Annotated in this window: 23 protein-coding genes; 10 read left to right on the forward strand and 13 right to left on the reverse strand. The window is 60.7% G+C overall.

The features are described 5' to 3' along the window. Nucleotides 1-3 precede the first annotated feature (3 nt). The 4 genes from BK667_RS08260 to BK667_RS08275 all read right to left on the reverse strand — a co-directional run bounded on the left by BK667_RS08260 (nt 4) and on the right by BK667_RS08275 (nt 4,207). Nucleotides 4-1,485 carry an aldehyde dehydrogenase gene (locus tag BK667_RS08260; protein WP_123512897.1) on the reverse strand — a complete coding sequence of 494 codons (1,482 nt, stop codon included), beginning with the start codon at nt 1,483-1,485 and terminating at the stop codon, nt 4-6. After that, nucleotides 1,482-2,315, reverse strand: coding sequence for an alpha/beta fold hydrolase (locus BK667_RS08265; protein ID WP_123512899.1), 834 nt, complete (start codon nt 2,313-2,315; stop codon nt 1,482-1,484). Before BK667_RS08265 ends, BK667_RS08260 begins: the two co-directional genes overlap by 4 nt. A 45-nt stretch (nt 2,316-2,360) precedes the next feature. Beyond that, the gene (locus BK667_RS08270; protein ID WP_123512901.1) at nt 2,361-2,951 is read right to left on the reverse strand and encodes an amino acid synthesis family protein; all 591 of its coding nucleotides are present in this window, start codon (nt 2,949-2,951) and stop codon (nt 2,361-2,363) included. A 254-nt stretch (nt 2,952-3,205) separates the two neighbouring features. Then, on the reverse strand, nt 3,206-4,207 hold the full coding sequence (locus BK667_RS08275) for an AraC family transcriptional regulator (protein WP_123512903.1): 1,002 nt from the start codon (nt 4,205-4,207) through the stop codon (nt 3,206-3,208). Between the two features lie 212 nt (nt 4,208-4,419). Here BK667_RS08275 and BK667_RS08280 point away from each other — a divergent pair, with 212 nt between their 5' ends. Then, entirely contained in the window at nt 4,420-5,169 is a 750-nt protein-coding gene (locus BK667_RS08280) for an EAL domain-containing protein (protein WP_123597407.1), read from the forward strand. A gap of 157 nt (nt 5,170-5,326) precedes the next feature. On the opposite strand, the gene BK667_RS08285 is transcribed toward BK667_RS08280, so the two are convergent. From BK667_RS08285 to BK667_RS08305, 4 genes are all read right to left on the reverse strand, one after another. After that, complete coding sequence (locus tag BK667_RS08285) at nt 5,327-6,088, reverse strand: bestrophin-like domain (protein WP_123512905.1); 762 nt, start codon at nt 6,086-6,088, stop codon at nt 5,327-5,329. Between the two features lie 207 nt (nt 6,089-6,295). Then, on the reverse strand, nt 6,296-6,709 hold the full coding sequence (locus BK667_RS08295) for a VOC family protein (RefSeq protein ID WP_123512907.1): 414 nt from the start codon (nt 6,707-6,709) through the stop codon (nt 6,296-6,298). A gap of 140 nt (nt 6,710-6,849) precedes the next feature. After that, entirely contained in the window at nt 6,850-7,476 is a 627-nt protein-coding gene (locus BK667_RS08300) for a TetR/AcrR family transcriptional regulator (RefSeq protein ID WP_123597307.1), read from the reverse strand. Further along, nucleotides 7,463-8,314, reverse strand: coding sequence for a 3-hydroxybutyryl-CoA dehydrogenase (locus BK667_RS08305; protein WP_123597308.1), 852 nt, complete (start codon nt 8,312-8,314; stop codon nt 7,463-7,465). Before BK667_RS08305 ends, BK667_RS08300 begins: the two co-directional genes overlap by 14 nt. A 164-nt stretch (nt 8,315-8,478) precedes the next feature. Between BK667_RS08305 and BK667_RS08310 the strand changes: the two genes are divergently transcribed. The 3 genes from BK667_RS08310 (at nt 8,479) to BK667_RS08320 (ending at nt 12,670) form a co-directional block, all read left to right on the forward strand. Beyond that, nucleotides 8,479-9,504: an AraC family transcriptional regulator gene (locus BK667_RS08310; protein WP_123597408.1), complete on the forward strand. Its 1,026-nt coding sequence runs from the start codon at nt 8,479-8,481 to the stop codon at nt 9,502-9,504. Nucleotides 9,505-9,630: 126 nt separating this feature from the next. Then, nucleotides 9,631-10,758 (forward strand): hypothetical protein, encoded by a 1,128-nt coding sequence (locus BK667_RS08315; RefSeq protein ID WP_123597309.1) that lies wholly within the window; start codon nt 9,631-9,633, stop codon nt 10,756-10,758. 100 nt (nt 10,759-10,858) lie between these two features. Further along, on the forward strand, nt 10,859-12,670 hold the full coding sequence (locus tag BK667_RS08320; protein WP_123597310.1) for an ABC transporter ATP-binding protein: 1,812 nt from the start codon (nt 10,859-10,861) through the stop codon (nt 12,668-12,670). A 3-nt stretch (nt 12,671-12,673) separates the two neighbouring features. On the opposite strand, the gene BK667_RS08325 is transcribed toward BK667_RS08320, so the two are convergent. Then, nucleotides 12,674-13,624 carry an alpha/beta hydrolase gene (locus BK667_RS08325; RefSeq protein ID WP_123512919.1) on the reverse strand — a complete coding sequence of 317 codons (951 nt, stop codon included), beginning with the start codon at nt 13,622-13,624 and terminating at the stop codon, nt 12,674-12,676. 350 nt (nt 13,625-13,974) lie between these two features. Here BK667_RS08325 and rbsK point away from each other — a divergent pair, with 350 nt between their 5' ends. From rbsK to BK667_RS08340, 3 genes are read left to right on the forward strand one after another with little or no spacing between them, the layout of a single operon-like run. Next, on the forward strand, nt 13,975-14,904 hold the full coding sequence (rbsK, locus tag BK667_RS08330; RefSeq protein ID WP_123597311.1) for a ribokinase: 930 nt from the start codon (nt 13,975-13,977) through the stop codon (nt 14,902-14,904). Nucleotides 14,905-14,925: 21 nt separating this feature from the next. Next, complete coding sequence (gene fucP, locus BK667_RS08335) at nt 14,926-16,257, forward strand: L-fucose:H+ symporter permease (protein WP_123512923.1); 1,332 nt, start codon at nt 14,926-14,928, stop codon at nt 16,255-16,257. Next, a complete protein-coding gene (locus BK667_RS08340; protein ID WP_123597312.1) occupies nt 16,254-17,312 on the forward strand; it encodes an aldose 1-epimerase family protein in 1,059 nt (352 codons plus the stop codon). Before fucP ends, BK667_RS08340 begins: the two co-directional genes overlap by 4 nt. Here the strand turns inward: BK667_RS08340 and deoR are convergent. Next, entirely contained in the window at nt 17,305-18,069 is a 765-nt protein-coding gene (gene deoR, locus BK667_RS08345; RefSeq protein WP_123512927.1) for a DNA-binding transcriptional repressor DeoR, read from the reverse strand. The two genes, BK667_RS08340 and deoR, sit on opposite strands and share 8 nt — an antisense overlap. Before the next feature lie 127 nt (nt 18,070-18,196). Here deoR and deoC point away from each other — a divergent pair, with 127 nt between their 5' ends. Next, a complete protein-coding gene (gene deoC / locus BK667_RS08350) occupies nt 18,197-18,880 on the forward strand; it encodes a deoxyribose-phosphate aldolase (protein ID WP_123597313.1) in 684 nt (227 codons plus the stop codon). Here deoC and BK667_RS08355 read toward each other — a convergent pair. Beyond that, nucleotides 18,874-19,875 (reverse strand): NAD(P)H-quinone oxidoreductase, encoded by a 1,002-nt coding sequence (locus BK667_RS08355; RefSeq protein ID WP_123597314.1) that lies wholly within the window; start codon nt 19,873-19,875, stop codon nt 18,874-18,876. The two genes, deoC and BK667_RS08355, sit on opposite strands and share 7 nt — an antisense overlap. A 102-nt stretch (nt 19,876-19,977) precedes the next feature. Beyond that, nucleotides 19,978-21,201, reverse strand: a complete 1,224-nt coding sequence (locus tag BK667_RS08360) for a YbfB/YjiJ family MFS transporter (RefSeq protein WP_123597315.1) — start codon at nt 21,199-21,201, stop codon at nt 19,978-19,980. A 113-nt stretch (nt 21,202-21,314) separates the two neighbouring features. On the opposite strand from BK667_RS08360, the gene BK667_RS08365 reads away from it, so the two are divergent. Further along, the gene (locus BK667_RS08365) at nt 21,315-22,190 is read left to right on the forward strand and encodes a LysR family transcriptional regulator (protein ID WP_123597316.1); all 876 of its coding nucleotides are present in this window, start codon (nt 21,315-21,317) and stop codon (nt 22,188-22,190) included. Nucleotides 22,191-22,328: 138 nt separating this feature from the next. Here BK667_RS08365 and BK667_RS08375 read toward each other — a convergent pair whose 3' ends face one another. Then, the gene (locus BK667_RS08375; protein WP_123597317.1) at nt 22,329-23,051 is read right to left on the reverse strand and encodes a pirin family protein; all 723 of its coding nucleotides are present in this window, start codon (nt 23,049-23,051) and stop codon (nt 22,329-22,331) included. 313 nt (nt 23,052-23,364) lie between these two features. Here BK667_RS08375 and BK667_RS08380 point away from each other — a divergent pair, with 313 nt between their 5' ends. Beyond that, nucleotides 23,365-24,315: a GlxA family transcriptional regulator gene (locus BK667_RS08380; RefSeq protein ID WP_123597318.1), complete on the forward strand. Its 951-nt coding sequence runs from the start codon at nt 23,365-23,367 to the stop codon at nt 24,313-24,315. The last annotated feature ends 49 nt before the right edge of the window (nt 24,316-24,364 follow it).

A 24,364-nucleotide genomic window follows, 5' to 3' on the forward strand; every position in this document is an offset into this window, starting at 1 on the left:
CTCCTAGCGCATCACAAACGGGTCAGGCATGGGCGCCTGGGAGAGGTTGATCCACACCGTTTTCAGCTCGGTGTAGGCCAGCACCGAATCAATGCCGCTTTCGCGTCCATAGCCACTGTTCTTGAACCCGCCGATCGGCGCCATGGCCGAGACGGCGCGGTAGGTGTTGACCCAGATAATCCCCGAACGCACGTCCCGGGCCAGGCGATGGGCACGGCCCAGGTCGCGGGTCCAGATGCCGGCAGCGAGGCCGAACTGCGAGTCGTTGGCAATCGCCAGCGCTTCGGCTTCGTCCTTGAAGCGGATCACCGAGGCCACCGGGCCAAAGACTTCTTCCTGCATGATCTTCATCGTGTTGCTGTCGCATTCGAACAGCGTCGGCTCGTAGAACCAGCCGTCGCCCAGATTCTGCGGACGCTTGCCGCCAAGCTTCAGACGCGCGCCTTCGGCAATCGCATCCGCCACCAGGCCTTCGACCACGGCGAGTTGTTGCGCGGTGGCCATCGGGCCCATTTCGCTGGCGTCATCCTGCGGGTTGCCAATGCGGATGCGCTTGGCACGTTCCACCAGGCGTTCGACGAACTCGTCGTAGATTTCGTCCTGCACCAACAGCCGCGAACCCGACACGCAACTCTGTCCCGATGCGGCATAAATCCCGGCGATAGCGCCGTTGATGGCGCTGTCGAGGTCGGCGTCGGCAAAGATAATGTTCGGCGATTTGCCGCCCAGTTCCAGGGACAGCTTTGCAAAATTTTCGGCGCTGCTGCGCACCACATGCCGCGCGGTGGCGGCACCGCCGGTGAAGGCGATTTTGCGCACCAATGGATGGCGGGTCAGGGCGGCGCCGGTGCTCGGGCCGTAACCGGTGACCACATTGACCACCCCCGGCGGAATGCCGGCTTCGAGGGCCAGTCGGGCGAGTTCAAGGATGGTCGCCGAGGCGTGTTCCGAGGGTTTGATCACGATGGTGTTGCCCGCCGCCAGGGCCGGCGCGAGTTTGATCGCGGTCAGGTACAGCGGGCTGTTCCAGGGAATGATCGCGGCGACCACGCCCATGGCTTCGTGCACCGTGTAGGCAAACAGGTCGGGCTTGTCGAGGGGCAGGGTGCCGCCTTCGAGCTTGTCGGCCAGACCCGCGGTGTAGTGGAAGAACTCCGGCAAGTAGCCAACCTGGCCGCGGGTTTCGCGAATCAACTTGCCGTTGTCGCGGCTTTCCAGTTGCGCCAGTTGTTCCTTGTTCTCGGCGATCAAATCGCCCAAACGTCGCAGCAATTTGCCCCGTGCGGTGGCGGTCAGACCGCGCCAGGCCTGGCTGTCGAACGCGGTTTGCGCGGCTTGCACGGCGCGTTCGACATCGGCCTCATCCGCATCGGGCAGTTCCGCCCAAGGCTGGGCCAGCGCCGGGTTCAGGCTTTCAAACGTTTTACCGGACAGGGCATCGACCCATTCACCGCCGATGCACATCTGGAAGCGTGCGAGTGTCATGCAACGATCCCCTTTATAGGTTTTTGTTGGGCGTGCGCGGTGTCGAGAAACTCCAGCAACAACTGGTTGACCAGGCGCGGCGACTCTACCGGCATCATATGCCGCTGTTCGGCGAGCACGGCAACCCGTGCGCCGGGAATGCGCTCGGCCAGTTCTTCGGCCATTTGCGGTGTCGAGCCCGGATCAAGTTCTCCGGTGGCAACCAGCGTCGGCACCTGAATGCTGCCCAGGTCGTCGGCGCGGTACATGTCCTGGGTGGCGAACAACTCATACGTGGTCAAGTATCCCTGGGGATCATTGCCCGCAAGGGTCTGGCGCAATGCAGCGATCTGCGCCGGATTCGCCGCTTGATACTCGCGGCTGAACCAGCGCGACAGCGCCGCCTCGGCATTGGCATCCGGCCCGTGCTCAGCCGCTTGAGCCGTGCGGGCGATGACGCCGGCGCGCTGTTCTTCGCTGCGGTTGAACACGCTGTTGAGCACCACCAGACCCTGCAAGCGTTGCGGGTAATGCAGGGCAAACGCCCGCGCCACCAGCCCGCCCATCGAGAAACCGATCACTGCAGCCTGGGGCACTTGCAGGTGATCGAGCAACTCCAGCAACTGGTCGGCGTAACCGAGCAGGCCGGTGCCGCTTTGCGGGCGAGGGCTGGCGCCATGACCGAGCATGTCGTAGGCAATCACGCGGTACTTCGTGGCCAGGCCAACGACCTGGCCGCCCCACATTTCTTTATTCAGGCCCACGCCGTGGATCAAAACCACGGGCTGGCCTTGGCCGGTCGCCAGGTAACTGGTGCCAGCCGGGGTGCGTTCAGCGGTGAGCCGAATCATGGAGCGCTCCTGCATGCTTTTTTTATTGGCGTTGCACCGGCGGGATTACTGGGCTTTTTCAGCAGCCAGCTCTTCCAGATCGATGTAACGGTTGCCGATGCGAGGGTGCAGACGACCACCATCGGCGCAGCCCAGCACCACCACGAGTTCGTCTGCACGGGGCGCGTCTTCGATCTTCATTTCCAGGGTGATGTAGTGCGAGCGCAGACCTTCGTCGTCCTTGTGCATCATCGGGATCTGGATCGACGTGCCCGGACCACCGCGTTTGTTGGTAAAGCTCAGGTAGCTCTTGGCCTTGACCGCCTCGCGGTAGTGATTGCCGAAACGCAGGGTATGAATCACCGCCGAGGCGTGTTCGATCTCGCCGTCGGCGCCGACTACCGCCGCTTTGCCATACGCTTCGATCTTGTCCGCGCCGCCGATGATCTTCACCAGGCGTTCCACCATCAGTGCGCCGAGGTCGGAGCAATTGGCACGGATTTCCGGTTTCAAATCTTCGACAAAACCACGGCCCAGCCACGGATTTTTCATCACCACCGCCAGGCCTACCATCGTCACCGGCGTGTCCGTGGCCTTGCCGCCTTCGATAAAGGTTTCCTCGACGTAGCTAACGATCTTGCGGATTTCGAAACTCATGAACGGCTCCCGATCAGGTTAAAAGTGTCTGTGCGTATGATGGTATACCATAATACTGGTTGCGCAAGACCCTGAAAGAGGTTTGTGGTGGGGGGAGGCGACAAGTGGCGGGCGTGGAGTCAGCTGGAGGAACACAAACCCTGTGGGAGCGAGCCTGCTCGCGAAAGCGGCGGCACATTCAACATCTATGTATCAGACAGAATGCTTTCGCGAGCAGGCTCGCTCCCACAGGGATTCAGTGGTGTGGCTGCAATTCAAGAAGTCTGCCGATACCGCCCCGGCGTCATCCCGAACCAACGAATGCAGGCCTTGTGAAAACTGCTCTGATCACGAAACCCCAACAGCGCGCCGATGTACTTCACGCTCCTCGCCGAGTTGCGCAAAAAGTTATGCGCCAGCATCAACCGCGCCTCATCCTGCAACGCCGAAAAGTGCATGTCTTCATTGCTCAAGCGTCGTTGCAAGCTGCGCGCACTGACACCAACCACCTGAGCAATTTTGTCCAGATCACTGGGCACGCCCAGGGCCAGGCGCTCGGACAATACCCGTCGGACCCGCGCAGTCATTGAGTCGTTGAGCAGCACGTTCAAGCGTGCGCGAGCGTATTCGACGTGCAACACATCCAGCGCCGGGTCGGCGGTGGGCAAGGCGATCGAGCAATCGTCGAGGCTGAACGACAGGCTGTTGTACGCCGCGCCGAACAACAGATTGTTGCCCAACAGCTGTTCCAGTCGAGACGTGTCAGCGGGTTTGGGGTAAGTGAACGTCGCCGCCAACGGCAGAGGTTTGTGCTTGGGCAGCAGCCAGTGCACCAACCCCAGGGTTTGCGCGGCACCGGCGTCGATGAACGAACGAGGCGTCAGCGACGGCTCGATGCTGATGTCGAAACCGATCATCTTCAGTGCCCGGGGCTTGTGGTCCAGACACCGGTAAAAGCCATTGCTGATCAGCGAGTGATAGTCCACCAACCGTTGCAGTGCCGTGCCCAGCGTGGCGCATGACATCACCGCGTAACCCAACACTTCCAGATTGGCCGGGTGCGCCCGAGTGTAGGCCAGCAGGCCAATATCCGGATTGCTTGTACGCTTGGCCGCTTCCGCCATCACCTTATAGACCAGCTCCAGCCTGACACCCTTGGGGTTTGCAAAGACCTCCTCGCCACTGTCGAACTGCTTGAGCAAGGCTCCTACGTTTGCCCCTCCGTCGGTCAGGACATCGGCAAGCACCCGAAAACTGGCGCTGGTCATTGTGTGCATGGTTATACCTGAGGTGATGGCTAAGTGATGTCGCGCTAGCCAACGCATGATCGCAATAAACAAATGATCGCAGTCGATAAACGGTATGTGCACGTTTCCGAGGACAAGCGAAAGGTATCCGGGAACACTTCCTGCCGGCTGGGGGAGCGTCGATTATGGCCGGCAGTCAACGCTCAACCGCGGCCGGCCGCCGCTTTGTCTACGGATATGACATGCACGAAGTCAGAAGCTTTTATCGAGAGTTGGCACAGGGCCGGTTGGTGTTGGCGTTTCAACCGGTGGTCTGGTTGCCTGGCAGCAGCCGGGTGCTGTACCAGGAAGGGTTGTTGCGGCACATCGATGCCCAGGGTGAGGGCGTCTATCCCTTCGCCATGCTGGAGAAACATCAACTGATGCGCGAACTCGACCGCAGCGTGGTGCACAGCGTGATCGAGCGCTTGCTGCAAAACGAACACCTGCGCCTGGGCTGTAACATCTCCGCGCAAAGCGCCATCGTCGACGACTACTGGCAGCCAATCCTGGCACAACTGCGCGACGCCCCCTCAGTCGCCGCGCGACTGGTGATCGAAATCACCGAAAGCGCCACACCGCCGAGCATCTCGGCGGCCATCGAATTCGTCCTGTGCCTGCGTGAACTGGGCTGCCGGGTGGCCATCGACGACTTTGGCGCCGGCCTGGGCACCCTGGAGTTCATCCGCAAGACCCGCCCGGACATCGTCAAGATCGACCAGGGCTACCTGCAACGCGCCCGCCTGGAAACCAACAACGCCCAGACCCTTGGGCATTTGGTGCAGCTGTGCAAAACCCTGGCGCCGTGCGTGATTATCGAGGGGATCGAGTCCGAAGCCGACCGCGCCTTGGCGACTGCGTGCGGCAGCGAGTGGGGGCAGGGGTATTTGTTTGGTCGGCCGCGGATGGATGCGTTGGGGGAGCGGTGTGTGGTGGAGGCGATGGCGTTCTAGAGAAGGATTATCTGATGCCTTTGTGGCGAGGGGGCTTGCCCCCGTTCGGCTGCGAAGCAGTCGTGAAGTCGGCTTGCACGGTGTCACTGACTAAATGCTGGGGGCCGCTTCGCAGCCCAACGGGGGCAAGCCCCCTCGCCACAAAGGTAGTGCCAACCTACTGACCCAACCGCTCCATCGTATGCACCATCGGTTCCAGCGACACGCTGATCAATCCGTCGAGCGGCCGATTCAGCTCTTCAACCAGCAGGATCGTCGCCGCCGCCGACGCGGAACACATCAGCAGCACCACCACAATCGTGCCATTGCGCGGGGCGAACAGGCCGAACGAGCCGAAGATGATCGACAGCCAGGTGATGAGGATCACCAGCATCACCGGCGGGATCGACTGGTTGGCCTGCAGCATGGTCAGCCAGCGGGCGGCGAACACGGCGTCCATCATCTGCAAGGCCGAGGCCTTGAGGGTGCGTTGGGTGTCGGTGGTGGGGGACAGCTCGGCGACCTGTTGTTGCAGCGCTTCGGAACGCTTGATCGCTTCGGGGCTGTCGAGCAAGGTCAGGCGGGACGGGTCCCGGGAGGCGAGGACTTGCACGATTTCCGCGTAATTGTGTTTGAGCTGTGTGCGGATCGGTTGGGTGTCCGGGCCATAGCGCGCCAGCACCCGGTCGAACTCGACGACTTTGGCCGCCGCGCTTTCCAGTTGGTTGTTGGTGGTTTCGAACGTGCCTTTGGCCGAAGAAACCAGCAGGCCCAGCACCAGCGCCGACATGGTCGCGATCAGGCCGGTGGCGAGCTTCAGGACGGCGACGGACTCATCGCTCAGGTGGTGCGAGGGCAATTGCTGCCGCACATACGAGCCCACCAACGCGCTGCCGAACAGGCACGTGAATACGATCAGTGCGATCAGCAGATGATTCATTCAACCTCCGTTGACGCTACGGGGACGGCGTGTTGAAGGTAGCAGACGGTCATGGAGTTGCCAGAGGGCCCAAGAATGAACACTCAACCTGTGGGAGCGGGCTTGCTCGCGAAAGCGATTTCATAGCCAACAAAATAGCCAACAAAGATGTTGACTGACACTCCGCCTTCGCGAGCAAGCCGGCTCCCACAGGGGGCATCAGTCAGTTCACTGATCCTTCTCGCAATTCACCATCCACGCCACGCCAAACCGGTCCACCAGCATCCCGAAACGCGCCGCCCAGAACGTCGCCTCCAGGGGCATTTGCACGGTGCCGCCATCCGCCAGGGCGGTGAAAACACGCTCGGCTTCGGCGATGCTGTCGACGTTCAGCGAAATCGAACAGCCGCTCATGTCATCGGTCGGGCGGTCGGGTGTGGTGTCCGAGCCCATGATCGCCTGGTCGCCCACCGACAGGCGGGTGTGGATGATCAGGTTGTGATAGTCCGCCTGCACGTGATCTTTGGCCGGGGTTTCGCCGAAGGTCATCATGGCATCGATGGTGCCGGGCAGGGCCTTGGCGTAATAGGTGAAGGCGGCTTTGCAGTCACCGTTGAAGATCAGGTAGGGATTGATTTTCATTGTGTGCTCCCGGTTACCAAGTGGCGCTGAAGGCCAGGACGGCCTTCAGCTTCAATAGGGGTCGACCTCAAGTAGCAAAGCGTTAGAGGCGGGGTTTTGCCGGGTTTGTTCAGACGTTTTTTCTATAGCTCGGGCGCGGCTTATTGCCTAACTGTGGCGAGGGAGCTTGCTTTGGCAAGGGAGCTTGCTCCCGCTGGGCTGCGCAGCAGGCCTTCAACGGCGCCACTCACCAGATTTTCCAGCAATTCATTACGCTCGGCGTCAGCCAACATATGCTGCGTCAACCACCCCGGCGCGCTGTTGAGCAAATTGGCAATCGCGTGACCGGCGGCCAACTGACCCTGCTCACCGAGTCGGGCCTTGGGCCCTAGCATCTGCATCAACCGGCGTTCGTATTGCTCGCGCAACTGCCGGCCCCGCCGCTGATCGTCATTCAGACAGCCACTGTCGCGCTCCGCCAGACGAAAATGCCAGGGCATTTCCCGATGCAGGTTCAGGTGCGCCTGAATCAGCCTCGGCAGTATGTCGCGCTTGGTCTTTTTCTCGATACGCCCAAGCGTTGCCAGCAGTTCTTCGTAGAACTCTTCGATCAAGTCCAGCAGCAAGTGCTGCTTGCTTGGGTAATGGTGGTACAACGAGCCCGGCGCGAGGCCCAGGCAGGTGGCGAGTTCGCGCATGCCGACCTGGCCGAAACCCTTGCTGGCGAACAGCTCCAGCACTTTGTCCCGGTACTCGGCGAAGCGCGAACAACGCTCAGGCATAGGCATGGAAGCCGCGCCCCGTTTTGCGTCCCAGGTAGCCGGCGGCGACCATTTCCTTGAGCAGCGGCGCCGGGCGATATTTGCTGTCGTTGAAGCCGTCGTAGAACGCTTCGAGGATCGCCAGCACCGTGTCCAGGCCAATCAGGTCGGCCAACGCCAACGGGCCGATCGGCTGGTTGCAACCCAGGCGCATGCCGGCGTCGATGTCATCGGCAGTGGCCAGGCCTTCCTGCAGGACCAGGATCGCTTCGTTGATCATCGGCACCAGAATCCGGTTCACCACAAAGCCCGGACGGTTGCCGGCGGTGATCGCGGTTTTGCCCAGGGTGGTGGCCATGTCCAGCGCCAGCTTATGCGTCGCGTCGCTGGTTTGCAGGCCGCGAATCACTTCGATCAGCCCCATCACCGGTACGGGGTTGAAGAAGTGCAGACCGATGAAACGCTCGGGCTGTCTGACGCTCGCCGCAAGTTGAGTGATCGACAGCGATGAAGTGTTGGACGCAATCACGCACTCAACGCTGACCTGCGCGGCAATCTGTTGCAGCACCCGCAGTTTCAGGTCGAGGTTTTCAGTGGCGGCCTCGATCACCAGTTGCACGCTTTGCAGGCTGCTGTAGTCGGTGCTGGTGCGGATCTTATCGAGGGCGGCAAGCTTCTGATCTTCGGTCAATATCGCTTTGGCGACTTGCCGATCAAGGTTCTTGCCGACGGTGGCGACAGCCTTTTGCAGGGCGCTCTCGCTGATATCGATCAAGGTCACGTTAAAGCCCGCCACCGCGCAGACCTGCGCAATCCCGTTGCCCATAGTGCCTGCGCCAATCACGCCGATGTGTTGCAGATTCATGCTTGAAATCCTTGCGATCAAACCTTCGATACCTTGGCCGCCATAACGGCCGAAGGCGTACTATGGCGCGAGTCTAGAACCGGCAGGGCGGTTGTCCTATGCCGCAACTGTTCAACGGCACTGGTGTTTTTTGCCAGTCGGGCGATGGGGAGCAAAGCGTTCACATGCGGGAAAAGGATTCAGTGGCGGCCTACTTTGTGCGGGCGATGATTCATCGGCTGGCGGACAACCCCCAGCGCCTGGCAGCCGTGCTGGAACAGGCCAATATCGACCCGGCGTTGCTCGACCAGCCCACGGCCCGCGTGCCGGCCAGCGCCTTTGCCGCGTTGTGGCTGCTGCAGATTCGCGAGCTTGATGACGAGTTCTTCGGCCTCGACAGCCACGGCATGCCACCGGGCAGTTTCGCCTTGATCTGCCGGGCGTTGATCCAGGAACCCGACCTGCACAAAGCCATGCGCCAATGCCTGGCCAACTTCGCCCTGTTCCTCAGGGATTTTCGCGGCACGCTGACCGTACGTGGCAAACGCGCAATCATCAGCCTGCAAACCCGTTCGACTGACAGCGACGTTAGCCGCCTGGGCGAAGAAACCTTCCTGGTGTTGATGATCAGCCTGCTGTGCTGGCTCGGTGGACGGCGCATCCCCATCGACCGCGCGGATTTCCGCCATGCACGCGTCTCCCTCACCGACGACCGTCTGCTCTGGGGCCCCAACCTGACCTTCGGCGCCGAACGCACCGAAATCGAATTCGCCAGCCACTACCTGCGTCTGCCGGTGGTGCAGGACCTGGCGTCACTCAAAATCTTCCTGCGCACCGCACCGCAATGGCTGGTCATCCGCTTCCGCAACCAGCACGGTCTCGCGTCCCAGGTTCACCAACGTTTGCGCAACAGCCATTACAGCCAATGGCCCACCTTGCAAGCCTTCGCCCTCGAACAACACCTGAGCCCCAGCACCTTCCGCCGCAAACTGGAGCGTGAAGGCTGTTCGTATCAGGAGATCAAGGACGAAGTGCGCCGTGGGGTGGCGTTTGAGCAGTTGCGCCATGGCAAGGCGAGTGTGGGGGGGGTTGCCGAGCAGTTAGGTTTTCAGGAACCTAGCGCGTTTCACCGGGCGTTCAAGAAGTGGACGGGGGAGAGTCCGGGGCGGTATCGGGCGCGGTTTCAAGGCGAGTTGCCGAGCGCTGTGTAAGTCGATGCCTATTAACTTGTAAGCCTGCTGTTTTGCAGCGCCACTGCCGGTAAAGTCGAGCCTCGTTGTCTCTGTTCAACACTGTTGCAACAAGGACGCTGTGCCCATGGACTGGAATCGACCGACGTGACTGACTTCCAAAACCTCGAAACAAAACTGCAAACTCCGCCACCCAACCGTTACTCACAGTTAAGCCAGGGCCTGCTTTGGCTCAATGAACGAGCCTGGCCGTTGAGTATTGGCATTTTGCTGACAGCGGGAATGTACCTTTTCCAGTACATCCAGGATGAAAAGATCCCGTTGAGTATCACCTCTTCCGCCGTAATCACTGCGTTACCGGCCATGTCCGCGATGTTGGTGTTCATCATTTCGATGTTGGTGGCGTTCATCATCATGCCGATCTTCGTCCTGTTCCATCCATTGGGTGACGCCGGTGGGCGGCTGAGTGATGATTTCAGTTTCGATCAGACCAGCCCCGAGCTGACTGCACGCCATCGTGGGTTGATCTGGCGCTGGGCGGGAGGGTTGCTGATTCTCGGTATTTACTGCGTGCTGGTGGGTATTGTCGGACCCAATGTGCCGCCCAGCGGTTGGTGGATTGGCGGTGGTGTCCTGGCCTTGGTGCTGACGGTGTTGGCGAACACCCTTTTCATCACTCGTGGGGTGAAGGTCTCGGTTTCGACTGATTTCCGCTTTATTTGTGTGATGTCTGCCCTCGTTCAAGTATTCGTCATTCTTACGGTCACGAGCGTTGTTTTGCCTGTTGCCAGTGCCTACGTCGACAATATTTGGTGGCTTTTGCCGCTGATGCTCCTTGAGTTGATATCTCTTTGGATGATCCAACTGCTGGGCGCTTTTTTGGTCGTGAAGACACGTCGGCATCAAAATCCGGTCGCCTTCGTAGCCACTGTTGTGTTTGCCATGGTGATACTGCTGGGTTTATACCCTCCGTCCAGTTCAAAACTGGCGGGATTTGCCTTGCAGGTCACAGCCTCGGGCGGACGCAACTGCACCGTAATGAATTTCTCCGCTGACAGTAAGAGCATTGAGGCGATCACCGATCCAGCCAAACCCGGCTACAGTCGTCCATTGCGTGTGGTCGCCGAGGTCGACGGTGTGTACTTCGTTCGTATTTGGAGGACCGAATCCAAAGCCGTGCAATTTGTGCCTCGTGCCAGTGTGACAGGGGTCGATGCGTGCCCGGCCGATATGAAAACAGCCAAGAATGCTACCGCTGAATCAAAGGCTGGCTGATGCCTCTGTAGAAATCGGGGAGAAGGATTAAGCGCGACCCATCGCTGCTCTGAAGTAGCATGGCGCGTCTTCGTCCACCTTTCGTTGAGTTTGTCGATTTATGCCAACTCTCACCCGCTTCACATCGCTACTCGACCAGGCAAAACGCGCCTTGCTACTCGTCTGGGGCACCTCCCGCGGATTGTTCCTCGGCCTGGTCCTGGCCACTCTGATCGCTGGCGTCCTCCCGGCCCTGGCCGCGTGGATCGGCCAACGCATCGTCGACGCCGTGGTCACCGCCATGCAGTTGCACGTGCAGCAGGGCAGTGCGCCGTTGTGGCCAGTGGTGCGTTATGTGTTGTTTGAGGCGGGGGTGTTGGCGTTGTTGTCCGGGACGCAACGGGCGTTGTCGGTTCAGCAGTCGTTGTTGCGGGTGCAGTTGGGGCAGAAGGTCAACACGATGATTCTGGAGAAGGCCCAGACGTTATCGTTGGTGCAGTTTGAGAATTCCGAGTTTTACGACAAATTGGTGCGGGTGCGGCGCGAGGCCTCGACCCGGCCGTTGGCGTTGGTGATGAAGTCGTTGGGGCTGATCCAGAACCTGATTGTGCTGATCAGTTTCGGTGTGCTGTTGGTGCATTTTTCACCGTGGGCGCTGGTGTTGCTGGTGGTCGGAGCGTTGCCGGTGTTTTTTGCCGAGGCGCATTTTTCCGGGGATGCATTTCGGTTGTTTACTCGGCGGGCGCCGGAGAGTCGGCAGCAGAGTTACATCGAGACGCTGCTGTCCCACGAGGGCTACATCAAGGAGGTCAAGCTGTTCGGCTTCGCGCCGTTGCTGTTGCAGCGTTATCGCGACACGTTCAAGCGGCTCTACGCCGAAGACCGGCGCCTGACCCTGCGTCGGGATGGCTGGGGTTTTGTTCTTGGTTTGCTGGGCACCGGGGCGTTTTACCTGGCCTATGCGTGGGTGGTGGTGGACACGGTTCACGGTCAGATCAGCCTCGGACAAATGACCATGTATCTGGTGCTGTTCAAGCAGGGGCAAACCGCCGTCAGCAGTAGCCTCAGTGCGATCAGCGGTTTATACGAAGACGGCCTGTACCTGTCGGCCCTTTACGAATATTTGGCCGAACCAGTGGTGAGCGATAACGGCAGCCTGACCGTCGGCGCAATGCCTGGCGATGGGCTGCGTTTCGAGAATGTCGGGTTTCGTTATCCGGGGGCCAGCCGTGCGGCGCTGGAAGGCATCGACCTGCACCTGGTGCCCGGTCGCAGCGTGGCGCTGGTGGGGGAGAACGGTTCGGGCAAGACCACGCTGATCAAATTGCTGACCCGGCTCTATCGCCCAGATCAGGGCCGGATTCTGCTGGACGGCAGCGACCTGCAAACCTGGGAAGAGGATGCGTTGCGACGGCGTATCGGCGTGATTTTCCAGGACTACATTCGCTACCAGTTCTCCGTGGGCGAGAACATCGGCGTCGGCGACACCCTGGCATTCGACGATGAACAACGCTGGAAAGCCGCCGCCGCCGAAGGCATGGCCGCGCCGTTTATCGAAGGGCTGGATCGAGGTTATGCCACGCAGCTGGGGCGCTGGTTTGCCGGTGGTCAGGAGTTGTCGGGCGGGCAATGGCAGAAGATCGCCTTGTCTCGCGCTTATATGCGCCGCGACGCTGACATCCTGATTCTCGACGAACCGACCTCAGCCCTCGATCCGGCGGCGGAAGCGGCGGTGTTCGAGCATTTCAGCGAGCACACCCAGGCCCGCATGACCTTGCTGATCTCCCACCGTTTTTCCAGTGTGCGCAACGCCGACCACATCATCGTGCTGGATCAAGGGACGATTCTGGAGCGAGGCGATCACGACAGTCTGGTGGCGGCGGGTGGGCGTTATGCGCAGCTGTTCGATTTGCAGGCCCAGGGTTATCGCTAGACTTCACGTCTGCGGCGAGCTGCGATTCACCGCTGCAACCTGTGCAGGCTTGGCTTTCATCAGGTGTTCGATGGCCTGGCGATACTGACTGCCGCCCAGACTCATGCTGTTGTTATGGGTGCCGCCGGGGATCAGCAACAAGCGCTTGGGTTCGTTGGCGGCATTGAACAACTGCTGGCTGAAGCGCGACGGCATGAACGCATCGGCCAGACCATGGACCACCAGCAATGGCATGTCGATGTCGGTGATTTTGTCGATGGAATCGAATTTCTGCGACAGCAGCCAGCGCACCGGCAGGGATTTCACCGGCAGGTTTTCGTCGGCCACTTGCGCGACGGCATCCCCCAGCGTGGTGAAGGTGGATTCGATCACCAGCCCGCGAACCGGCACCGCGACGTGGTCCTTTTTAGCCTGCGCGGCCAGGTCGGCCGCGAGATCGATGGCCACCGCGCCGCCCAGGGAATGGCCGTAGATCAGGCGTTTGTTGGCATCGGGTTGCATCGCCGTGAAGCGCTCCCAGGCGACGCGGGCGTCTTCATAGACACTGGCTTCCGACGGCAGATCACCCTTGCTCTGGCCAAAGCCGCGATAGTCGATGGCCAGCACCGAATAACCCATGGCCCGCAATTGCTCGATACGGAACGCCTGACCGGTGAGGTTCCAGCGCACACCGTGCAGATAAAGAATCGACGGTGCGTCGCGGCGCGCGGCCGGCCACCACCAGGCATGCAGATTTTGTCCGCCCTTGAAGCTGGCAGGCTTGATGTCGAACTCCTGAACGTCCTGCGGCAAGCCGCGATACCAGCTCGCCGTGCCCGGTTCGATCCGAAACAACAACTCGCGCTCTTTGTACTTGAGCACCCCGCAACCCACCGGCAAACCGACGATCAACAACGCCATGCACAGCAACGGCAGCCAGCGCCGGCCCAAGCGGCTCATGAGGGTAGAAAACATGCAGCGGTCCAGTCGAACAGGGGAAAGCACGGGTTTTAACAGATGCGCGCCAGGGACGGGAATTATTTCGACAGCCGTGTGTGTTGCAGGATCGTTCCCACGCTCTGCGTGGGAATGCCTCTAGGGACGCTCTGCGTTCCAATGGGACGCGGAGCGTCCCGGGCTGCATTCCCACGCGGAGCGTGGGAACGATCATGATCCGTGTAGGAGCGAGGCTTGCGCAAAGCCGCTCGTCTTTGCCTGTTCGCCAATCCAATAAAAAAGATTGAATAATCACATCAAATGTTATTTAAATAACAAAACAACAGCGCCGACATCAGTCTGGCAAGCCGTATCAAGGTGGGATAGCAATGAGCAAGATCGCAGTCATCGGCAGCAATATGGTGGATCTGATCACCTACATCGACCGCATGCCGGCCCAGGGCGAGACGCTGGAAGCGCCGGGGTTTGCCCTCGGTTGCGGTGGCAAGGGCGCCAACCAGGCGGTCGCCGCGGCCAAGCTCGGGGCGGATGTGCTGATGCTGACCAAGGTTGGTGATGACATGTTTGCCGACAACACTCTGGCCAATTTCCAGCGCTTTGGCATCGACACCCGTTTCGTACAACGCGTGCCCGGCGTGTCCAGTGGGGTGGCGCCGATCTTCGTCCAGGCCGATTCCCACAACAGCATCCTCATCGTCAAAGGCGCCAACGCTCATCTCGCCCCGGCAGACATCGACGCCGCTGCGTCAGCCCTGCGTGAATGCTCCCTGATCGTGCTGCAACTCGAAATCAATGTGGAAACCGTCTACCACGCCATCACCTTCGGTCGCGAACACAACATTCCGGTGCTGCTCAACCCGGCGCCAGCCTTGTCCGGCCTGAGCCGTGAACACCTGGCGCAACTGGATTTCCTTGTGCCCAACGAGTCCGAACTGGCGTTGATCAGCGGCCAGACCGTCGACTCCCCCGAGTCGGCGCTCAACGCCGCAAAAACCCTCGTCGCCAGCGGCATCCGCCATGTGATCGTGACCCTCGGCCAACAAGGCGCGCTGTACGTAGGCGAGGAGGGCGAATTCCAGATTCCCGGCCTGCGCGTCAACGCCCGCGACACCACCGGCGCCGGCGACGCGTTCATCGGCTGCTTCATCCAGCACTGGAGCCGCGACCGCGACATCCGCGCCGCCATGACCCAGGCCGTGGCCTATTCCGCCTGCTCAGTCACGGGCCTGGGCACCCAGACCTCCTACCCGGACGCCACAGCGTTCGCTGAATTCCAGCGCCAATTCGACACCCTTTAAAAACCCACCCGGAGAACAACAATGACAAAGCCTCCGCTCCAACAGACGCCCGATGGTTTCTACCTGAACCGCACGCCCTGGTTCGCCTTCATCTTGCTGTGCAGCATTTTCGCGCTGTGGGCGGCGGCCGCGAGCATGAACGACGTGCTCATCGCGCATTTCAAGAAAGCCTTTCTGCTCAGCGATTTCCAGACTGCCTTCGTGCAGTCGGCGTTTTACCTCGGCTACTTCTTCGTGGCGATCCCGGCGGCCCTGGTGGTTCGGCGTTTCAGCTACAAGACCACCATCCTCATCGGCCTGATGCTCTACATGTTGGGTTGCCTGCTGTTCTTCCCGGCAGCGTCCACCGCCAAGTACGGCATGTTCCTGCTGGCGCTGTTCGTGATCGCGGCGGGGCTGTCGTTTCTCGAAACCGCGTGCAACACCTATTCGACCCTGATGGGGCCTCGTGAAACTGGCACCCGTCGCCTGAACATCTCTCAGACCTTCCACCCGTTCGGCGCGATGGCTGGGGTCTACGTCGGCAGTTTCGTGATGTTCAAGGACACCGACGCCACCCGCGAGCAGCTCACGCAAATGAGCGCCTCGGACGCGGCGGTGCAGCAACTGCAAATGATCCAGTCCACGTTGCTGCCGTATAAATGGATGATCGCGGTGTTGGTGCTGATGTTCATCCTGATCGCCATCACCCGGTTTCCAAAGTGCAAAGGCGTGCAAACCGCCAGCAAGAAAACCGCCAGCCTCGGCCAGAGCCTGTCGCGGTTGTGGGGTAACAAGCGTTTCACCTTCGGCGTGTTGGCGCAGTTTCTCTACGTCGGCGCGCAGGTTGGGGTGTGGAGTTTCACCATTCGCCTGGCCATGCAATTGGGCGGGATGAATGAGCGCAGTGCCTCGTGGTTTTTGCTGACGACGTTCGCCGCATACTTCATCGGCAAAATGATCGCCAACGTGCTGATGCGCAAACTGCACCCGGCCAAGGTGCTGGCGGTGTACGGCGTGCTGTGCATCGTGTTGCTGGCCTACACGATTCTGGTGCCGAACATCACCGCAGTGTATGCGGCGGTCGGTGTCAGCGTGTTCCTCGGCCCGTGCTGGCCGACCATTTATGGCCTGACCATCGATGGCCTCGGTGAAGACACCGGCGTCGGCGGTTCGCTGCTGGTGATGAGCATTGTCGGTGGCGGGGTGATTCCAATCTTCCAGGGCCTGCTGTCGGATTACAGCGGCGGCAACATGCAACTGGCCTACACCGTGCCGTTGCTGTGCTTCATCGTGATCGTCGCCTACGCCGTGCGTTGCCTGCGAAATTCCGCCAGCGAACGGGCGCCGGTGGGTGCGGCGGTGACCTCATGAGTACGCGGATCAACCTTTATCCGGCGCTGTTTGGCGAAGCGCCGAAGACTCTTTTGGAATCAGAGCAATTCAGGGTTAGCGCCAGCATTTATCCCAGCGGTGTATTGGCGCTGGAAATGACCAACAGCCGTGGAAAACTGGTGGTGCTGCCATATCAGGGCCAAATGATCTGGGACGCGGTGTTCGACGGCTGCGACCTGACCATGAGCAACCTGTTCAGCCAGCCCAGACCGAGTCCTACCGTGATCGGCACCTACGGCTGTTTCATGTTCCACAGTGGACTGTTGCGTAACGGCTGCCCGACCCCCGAGGACGATCATCCATTGCACGGCGAAATGCCCTGCGCGGCGATGGATCATGCGTGGCTGGAAGTCGGTGAAGACAGCGCCGGACCCTTCCTGCGCCTCGGTGGCGAGTACGAATACGCCCAGGGGTTTGGTGATCGCTACCTGGCCAGCCCGAGCGTGACCTTGCGCGCCGATTCCGGTCTGTTCGACATCGCCATGAGCGTGACCAACCTGGCCGGCAAACCCATGGACCTGATGTACATGGCCCACATGAATTACGCCTATGTCGAAGGCGCACGGTTCATCGAGCCGTTGGGATTTGAAAAAGTACGCTTGCGCAGCAGCGTCCCGGCCCACGTCAAACCGACGCCGGCCTGGAGTCACTACATGGAGCAGTTGGCGCTGGAGCCGGAGCAGTTTCAAACCCTGGACCGCCCGGACCTCTACGACCCGGAGATCGTGTTTTTCTTCGACGGCGTAAAGGCCGATACAAACGGTGATGCACATTTCCTGCTGAGTCATCCAGACGGCACTGCGTTTTACACCCGCTATCGCCCCGACCAGTTCGACCACGCTGCGCGCTGGATCCTGCACAACACCGATCAGCAAGTGGCGGCGTTCGTGCTACCCGCGACCTGCGAACCGGAAGGCTATCGCGCCGAGTCCGCCAAAGGCCACGTGCGCGCTTTGGCGGCGGGGGAGACGGCGGCGTTCAAGGTCACCACCGGTTATCTGAATAAGGCCGAACAACAGGCCTTGATCAGATAATCAATTGCGCGCCGCTGGCCTCGATGGCATCGCGGTAGGCCTTGGGGATTTTCTTGTCGCTGACCACGTACTGGAAATCCTCAAGGGCGGCGAAATGCGCGGTGCGCACCGTGTCGAACTTGCTGTGGTCGGCCAACAGTAAACGCTGTTGCGCCTGGCGCAGGACCTTCTGCTTGACCTCCACTTCATTGAAATTGAAGCAGGTCACGCCGAAGTCCTGGCTGACCCCGGCGGCGGACACAAACGCCCAGGTCAGGCGCACGCTGTCGAGGATGCCGAATTCGGTCTGGTTCTCGAACACCTGGTTCTTGCGGTGGAACGTGCCGCCGCAGACCACGATGTGGCAGTTGGGTTTTTGCGAGAGTTTGAGCAGCACGTTCAGGGAGTTGCACACGGCAGTGAATTCGAGCTCATCGGGGATGAAATCCACCACGAAAGGCGTGGTGGTGCCGCAGTCGAAGAACACCGTGTCGCCGGGCTGGATAAACCGCGCAGCGAGTTTGCCGATGCGACGTTTTTCCTCGACGTGGCGGGTGTCCTGTTCGGCCACGCGGTAATCGGCGGGTTCGTTGCCGTCGTGGATCTTGGTGATGTAGCCGCCGAGCAGGCGCAGGTGGTCGGTGTACTTGGTCAGGTCGCGGCGCAGGGTCATCTCCGACACGTCCAGCAACGCCGCCATTTCGCGCAGGTGAATGGCGCTCTGGTCTTGCAGGGCTTGTTGAATCAGCTTGAGACGCTCGGCTTTTTTACTGTCCACAGGCATTCCGGGGTTGATTGTTGATGTTATTTAAGTAACATTAATTGTGAGTTTTGTAACGTTTTTGCGCAAATGATCCTCGATTGTGGCGCAGGGGCATTTGAATATACAAACAGGAGTTTTTGCGATGGCCCATCTCCCACCCCAGGCACTGGCGCAGTTCATCGATCACACCTTGCTGGCGCCGGACGCCAGCCGCGAACAAATCGCCACGCTGTGCCGCGAAGCTGCGGAACATGGCTTCTATTCGGTGTGTGTGAATTCCGGGCAGGTGACCCTTGCTGCGCAGCAATTGGCGGGGCACAGCGTCAAGGTCTGCGCCGTGATCGGCTTCCCGCTGGGTGCTGGCTTGAGCGACACCAAGGCCTTCGAAGCCGAGCGGGCGATTGCCGCCGGCGCTGGCGAGATCGACATGGTGTTGAACATCGGTTGGCTGAAGGACGGCTTGTTCGCCGAGGTTCAGGACGACATCGCCCAGGTCAAACAGGCCTGTGGCAGCGTGCCGCTCAAAGTGATCCTGGAAACTTGCCTGCTCACCGACGCAGAAAAAGTGAAGGCCTGCGAAATCTGCCGTGAGCTGAACGTCGCGTTCGTCAAGACATCCACCGGTTTCAGCCGCAGCGGCGCCACCGTCGAAGATGTCGCGCTGATGCGCCGCACCGTGGGCCCGGACATTGGCGTCAAGGCCTCGGGCGGCGTGCGGGACTACCCGACCGCCGTGGCGATGATCGAGGCCGGCGCTACCCGATTGGGCAGCAGCTCCGGCATCGCGATCATCGGTGGCGCGCAGTCGGCGGGCGAGGGTTACTGATCCATTTTCAACACAATCTTGCCGATGTGATCGCCGGCTTCCATCCGTGCATGGGCCTGTGCGGCGTCTTTGAAAGGGTAGACCTTGTCGATCATCGGCAGGCAACGCCCGGCCGACAACACCGGCCAGACGTATTCGTACAGCCCCTGGGCGATGGCGGCTTTTTCTTCGTGGGTTCGCGAGCGCAGCAGTGAGCCAGTGATGATCGCGCGTTTGGCCATGATCGCCAGCAAGTCGACGTCCTTGGCGTGAGCGCCGCCGAGGAAGCCCAGCATCACCAGCCGGCCCTCCATGGCCAGGGCGGCGACGTTGTTGTTGAAGTACGAGCCGCCCATGATGTCGAGGATCACGTTGACGCCTTTGCCGCCGGTTTTTTCGGCAATGACCTGAGCAAAGTCTTGATCGCGGTAGTTGATCGCCTTGGCCCCGAGTTTACGAATCGCGTCGCACTTTTCTTCGCTGCCGGCAGTGGCGTACGCCTCGACGCCGAACTCGCGGCAGAGCATCAGCGCGGTGGTACCGATGCCACTGGTGCCGCCGTGAATCAACGCGCGCTGGCCTTTGCTGGCGCCGCCCATTTCGAACAGGTTGGCCCAGACCGTGAAGAAGGTTTCCGGGATGGCGGCGGCTTGAATCCAGTCCATGTCATCGGGAATCGGCAACGTCTGGCTGGCCGGGGCGACGCAATATTGCGCGTAGCCACCGCCGTTGGTCAGGGCACAGACTTTGTCGCCCAACACAAACTCACTGACCCCTTTGCCGATGGCCACGACTTCGCCGGCCACTTCCAGGCCGGGGATCGGGCTCATGCCGGGTTTCATCGGGTACTTGCCGGCGCGCTGGATCACGTCCGGGCGATTGACCCCGGCGGCGTACACGCGGATCAACACTTCACCGGCGGCGACCGTGGGCATGGGCACGTCCTTCGGTTGCAGGACCTCGGGGCCGCCGGGTTGGGTGATTTCAATCAGGGTCATGGTTTGCGGCAGGTTCATTTTTTGGGTTCCTGTGGTGAAAAGGGATCTGTAAATGGGATCGCCTGAGCGGACGAATAATTCAGTATGGGAGCGGGCTTGCTCGCGAAAGCGGTGTGTCAGTCACCTTTTTGCTGGATGTGCCGGCCTATTCGCGAGCAGGCTCGCTCCCACAAGGTGTTTTGCCAACTCCAAAACCAATGCAACAACAATGGCCCCAGCCGCCAGCACAAACAACAACGCGTGGTGCCCGCCGCTGGCATTGAATATCGCCGAATAAGCAAACCCGGTCAGCGCCTGAAACGTAGCGAACGAAACGGTGGCACGGCTCCAGGCGATTTGCTGTTGATGGTGATTGGGAACGAGTTCATGCACCCGGGCCAGCGCCAGCGGCACGATGCCCGGCGGGAACGAACCGAGGATCACCGCCAGCAACGCCAGGGCCATAAACGAACTGGAAACCGCCAGCAACCCCAAGGCAATCGCCTGCACCACCAGCACAATCCGAATGCTCAACCGCGCGCCGAGTTTGTCGGCCAGAAAACCGTAGCTCACCGGCCCGACAATCGCCCCCAGGCCATACATGACCCAGATCAGCGCACCCACATGTGCCCCGGCGCCGAGGCCGCGAGCGACGAAGTCCACCAGGAACACCATCGCCGGCACCAGCCCTGCGGCCATGAAGGCGTACTGCGCAAACAGCAGGTACAGGCCCGGCGGCGTGGGCGATGTTTCGCTGCCGCTATTCACCGGTGCGGAGTGCTGTGGGGTCGAGGTCGGCCAGCCAAACCAGCTCGCGGCGGTCAATACCAGGGCCAGCAAGCCCAGGCCGAACCAGGTGTTTTGCAAACCCAGGTTCAGCAGCGGCGGAACAATCGTCCCCGAGCCGGCAATGCCCAGACCGATGCCGAGGAAAATCGCACCGCTGGCCAGGCCTCGACGGGACACCGGCACATGGGGCAACACGGTCGCCGCCACCAACACCATGATCGCGCCACCGGCCACGCCTGACAGCAAGCGCCAGCCGAAGAACCAGCTCACCGACAACGGAAAGCCACAGGCGAAAAACGACAGTGTCACGGCGAGCATCATCAGGCGCAGGGCAGTGCTGTTGCCCACGCGGCGGGCCAGTGGATGACCGATCAGTGCGCCGATCAGGTAACCGACGAGGTTGGCGGCGCCGAGGTACACCACGTCACTGGCGGAAAACCACTGCGCCTGGATCAGCGACGGGATCAACGGCGTGTAGGCAAAACGCGCCAGGCCAATGCTGACCAGGCTGGCACAGAGGCCGGCGAAGATCGGCAGCCAGATGGCGCTGCGCGGGGTGGTCGATGTGCTGTGCATGAGAACGTTCCTGTGGGGTTATCTCTGGCCTCCAGACTATCGAGGTTTATTGATGCAGTAATGCAGCGAATTCGCGCTACAGTGATGCGAATATGCAGCAGAAGGAAAACAGCATGAATTGGGATGACGCGCGGGTGTTTCTGGCGGTGTGCCGCGAATCGACGCTGCGGGGCGCTGCGCGGGTGCTGGGGGTCGATCAGGCCACGGTCGGGCGACGGGTCACGGCGCTGGAAAAGTCCCTGAGTGCGACGCTGTTTTTGCGCACCTCCGAAGGCTATGCGCTGACGGCAGTGGGCGAAGCGGCGTTGCTGGCCGTGGAAAAAATGGAAGTGTCGGCGCTGGAGATGCAACGGCAAATCCAGGGCCTGGATGATCGGCTGACCGGCACCGTGCGAGTCAGTACCACGGATTCCCTGGCCATCGATTTCCTGATCCCGGCGATTGCCCGTTTGCATGGCAAGCACCCGGATGTGCAGGTGCAACTGGACGCCTCCACGCAGATGATCAGCCTGGCCAAGCGCGAAGCGGACATCGCGGTGCGCAATGCCCGGCCGGACAACCCCGACCTGATCGCCCGGCGCATCGCTCGCTGGCCGGTGGGCCTGTTCGCTTCCCAAGGCTATGTCGATGCCCACGGCGTGCCGGAGTCGGGTTCGGCGTTTGAAGGGCATGATGTGGTGGTGTATCAGCCGTATCTGGCGGGCAACAAGGAGATGACGCTGGTGTCGGAACCGCTGACCCGTGGGCGGATCGTGTCGAGTTTGGGCTCGGGCTTGCTGGTGCGTCGATCCATCGCCGCAGGGATCGGGGTTGGCGAGATTCCGGTGTACATGGGCGAGCGGGACGGGTTGGTGCGGCTGTGGCCGGAACGCACGCGACCGGTGCCTTACGATGTATGGCTGGTGACCCATGCGGATCTGCGGCATACGGCGCGGGTGAGGGTGGTGATTGATGAAATCGTCGAAGTGTTTGCCGATACCTCTGCATAACGCCGTCCAATGTGGGAGCGGGCTTGCTCGCGAAGGCGGTGTGTCAGCCAACATCAAGGTTGACTGAGACACCGCCTTCGCGAGCAAGCCCGCTCCCACAGGAGAGGACCTCAGGCCTCAAGTTTTGTGTTTGCCCAGTTATGGCATTTCCGGCAGTTCCTGCGGCCGCAAGTCAAACACCAGCACTTCGGCATCCACGCCATTGCTCAAGCTCAACAGCTGCTCATCCCGAACCCGCACACCATCGCCTTCCTGCAATTGCACGCCGTTGAGTTCAACACTGCCGCGAGCCACATGCACATAGGCATAACGGTTGGCCGCCAGTTCCAGGGTCGCGCTTTCCTTACCGTCAAACAGCCCGGCATACACCCGCGCATCCTGGCGCACCGACAGCGAACCCTTGGCCCCGTCCGGGGAGATGATCAGCGCCAGACGCCCACGTTTTTTCTGGGGGCTGAAGTGCTCTTGCTGATAACGCGGTTTGGCGCCGCTGACCTCAGGCACGATCCAGATTTGCAGAAAGTGCACGCCACGGGTGGCCGAGTGGTTGTACTCGCTGTGCGCCACGCCGCTGCCGGCGCTCATCAGCTGCACATCGCCGGGGCGGATCACCGAACCGGTGCCCAGGGTGTCCTTGTGTTCCAGGGCGCCTTCGAGCACATAGGAGAAAATCTCCATGTCCCGGTGCGGGTGCTGGCCAAAGCCTTTGCCGGCTGCCACGCGGTCATCGTTGATCACCAACAGGTCGGAAAAACCCTGTTCTTTGGGGTTGCGATAGTTGGCGAAGGAAAAGGTGTGGAACGACTTCAACCAACCGTGATTGGCCGCGCCGCGATCCGAAGCTTTGCGAAGGGTCAGCATGATGAAATCTCCTGTCAGGACGTGAATTCGTCCGAGTGAGGAGAAGGTTAATGTTTACCGTGGGATGCAAAAAGTAGATGAAAATTGAAATACTGTCCCTTTCAGGTTGACAGTTTTGTGGGGCGGTTCACGTAATCTCACCCGACACAATCGCCACACTTGGCCATAATGCCCACTACACAACTCCTGTAGGAGCAAAGCTTGCTCGCGATAACGGTCTTACATTCAGCGATGATGTCGACGCTCGGACCGCTTTCGCGAGCAAGCTTTGCTCCTACAGGGATTCTTCTCGGCCCTTGATGATGTTGAACCCATGAAAACCGTGGCAATGGTGCTGTTCCCCAACTTTCTCCTGCTCGACATGGCCGGGCCGATGGAGGTGTTTTCCATCGCCAACCGTTATCTGGAACCTGCCGATCACTATGTGCTGTCGATGATCGGTACAGAGCACGGACTGTTGCGCGCCTCCAATGGCGTCAGCGTCCAGGCCGACCTGCATATCGATCAGGCCAGCGAACACTACGACCTGTTGCTGATCCCCGGCGGCCCCGGCGCCTATGACGACAAACCACAACCCTTGCTGACATGGCTGCGGGGCGCCGTCACCCGCGCTGAGCGGTATGGCTCGATCTGCACGGGCGCCTTCGTGCTTGGGTATGCCGGCCTGCTGGACGGCTATCGCGTCACCACCCACTGGCATTACACCGAACGGCTGATCAAAGGGTTCCCCAACGCCACGGTGGAAACGGATCAGATTTACGTCGAGGACCGCAACCTGATTACCTCCGGCGGCGTCACCGCCGGCATCGACCTGGCGTTGGCGGTGGTCGCTCAGGACCACGGAAAAAAAGTCGCCCAGGATGTGGCCAAAGTGTTGATGGTGGTGATGAAACGCCAGGGCGGACAGGCTCAGTTCAGTCCGTTGATGATCGCCGTCGCCCCTCAAGAAACGCCGATCACCCGGGTGCAGAACTACGTGCTCGAACACCTCGATGAAGCCTTCAGCATCGAACGCATGGCGAGCCTGGCGAACATGAGTTCGCGACACTTCGCCCGGCTGTTTGCCCGGGAAGTGGACATGACGCCCATGGAGTTCCTGCAAAGTGCGCGCATCGACCGTGCCCGGCAATTGCTGGAAACCTGCGACGCACCGCTCAAGACCGTGGCCTACAAAAGCGGCTTCGGCAGCGTGCGCCATATGCGATTCCTGTTCAGTGAAAAACTCGGCCTGACCCCCGCACAGTACCGCGAACAGTTCAGCTAGAGCCTTCGTGGCCGAATTGCGCACCGTGATGTCCGTCGTGCTCCCCGCG

Origin of the sequence: Pseudomonas frederiksbergensis (assembly GCF_003732705.1) — a bacterium.
Taxonomy (GTDB): Bacteria; Pseudomonadota; Gammaproteobacteria; order Pseudomonadales; family Pseudomonadaceae; genus Aquipseudomonas; species Aquipseudomonas frederiksbergensis_F.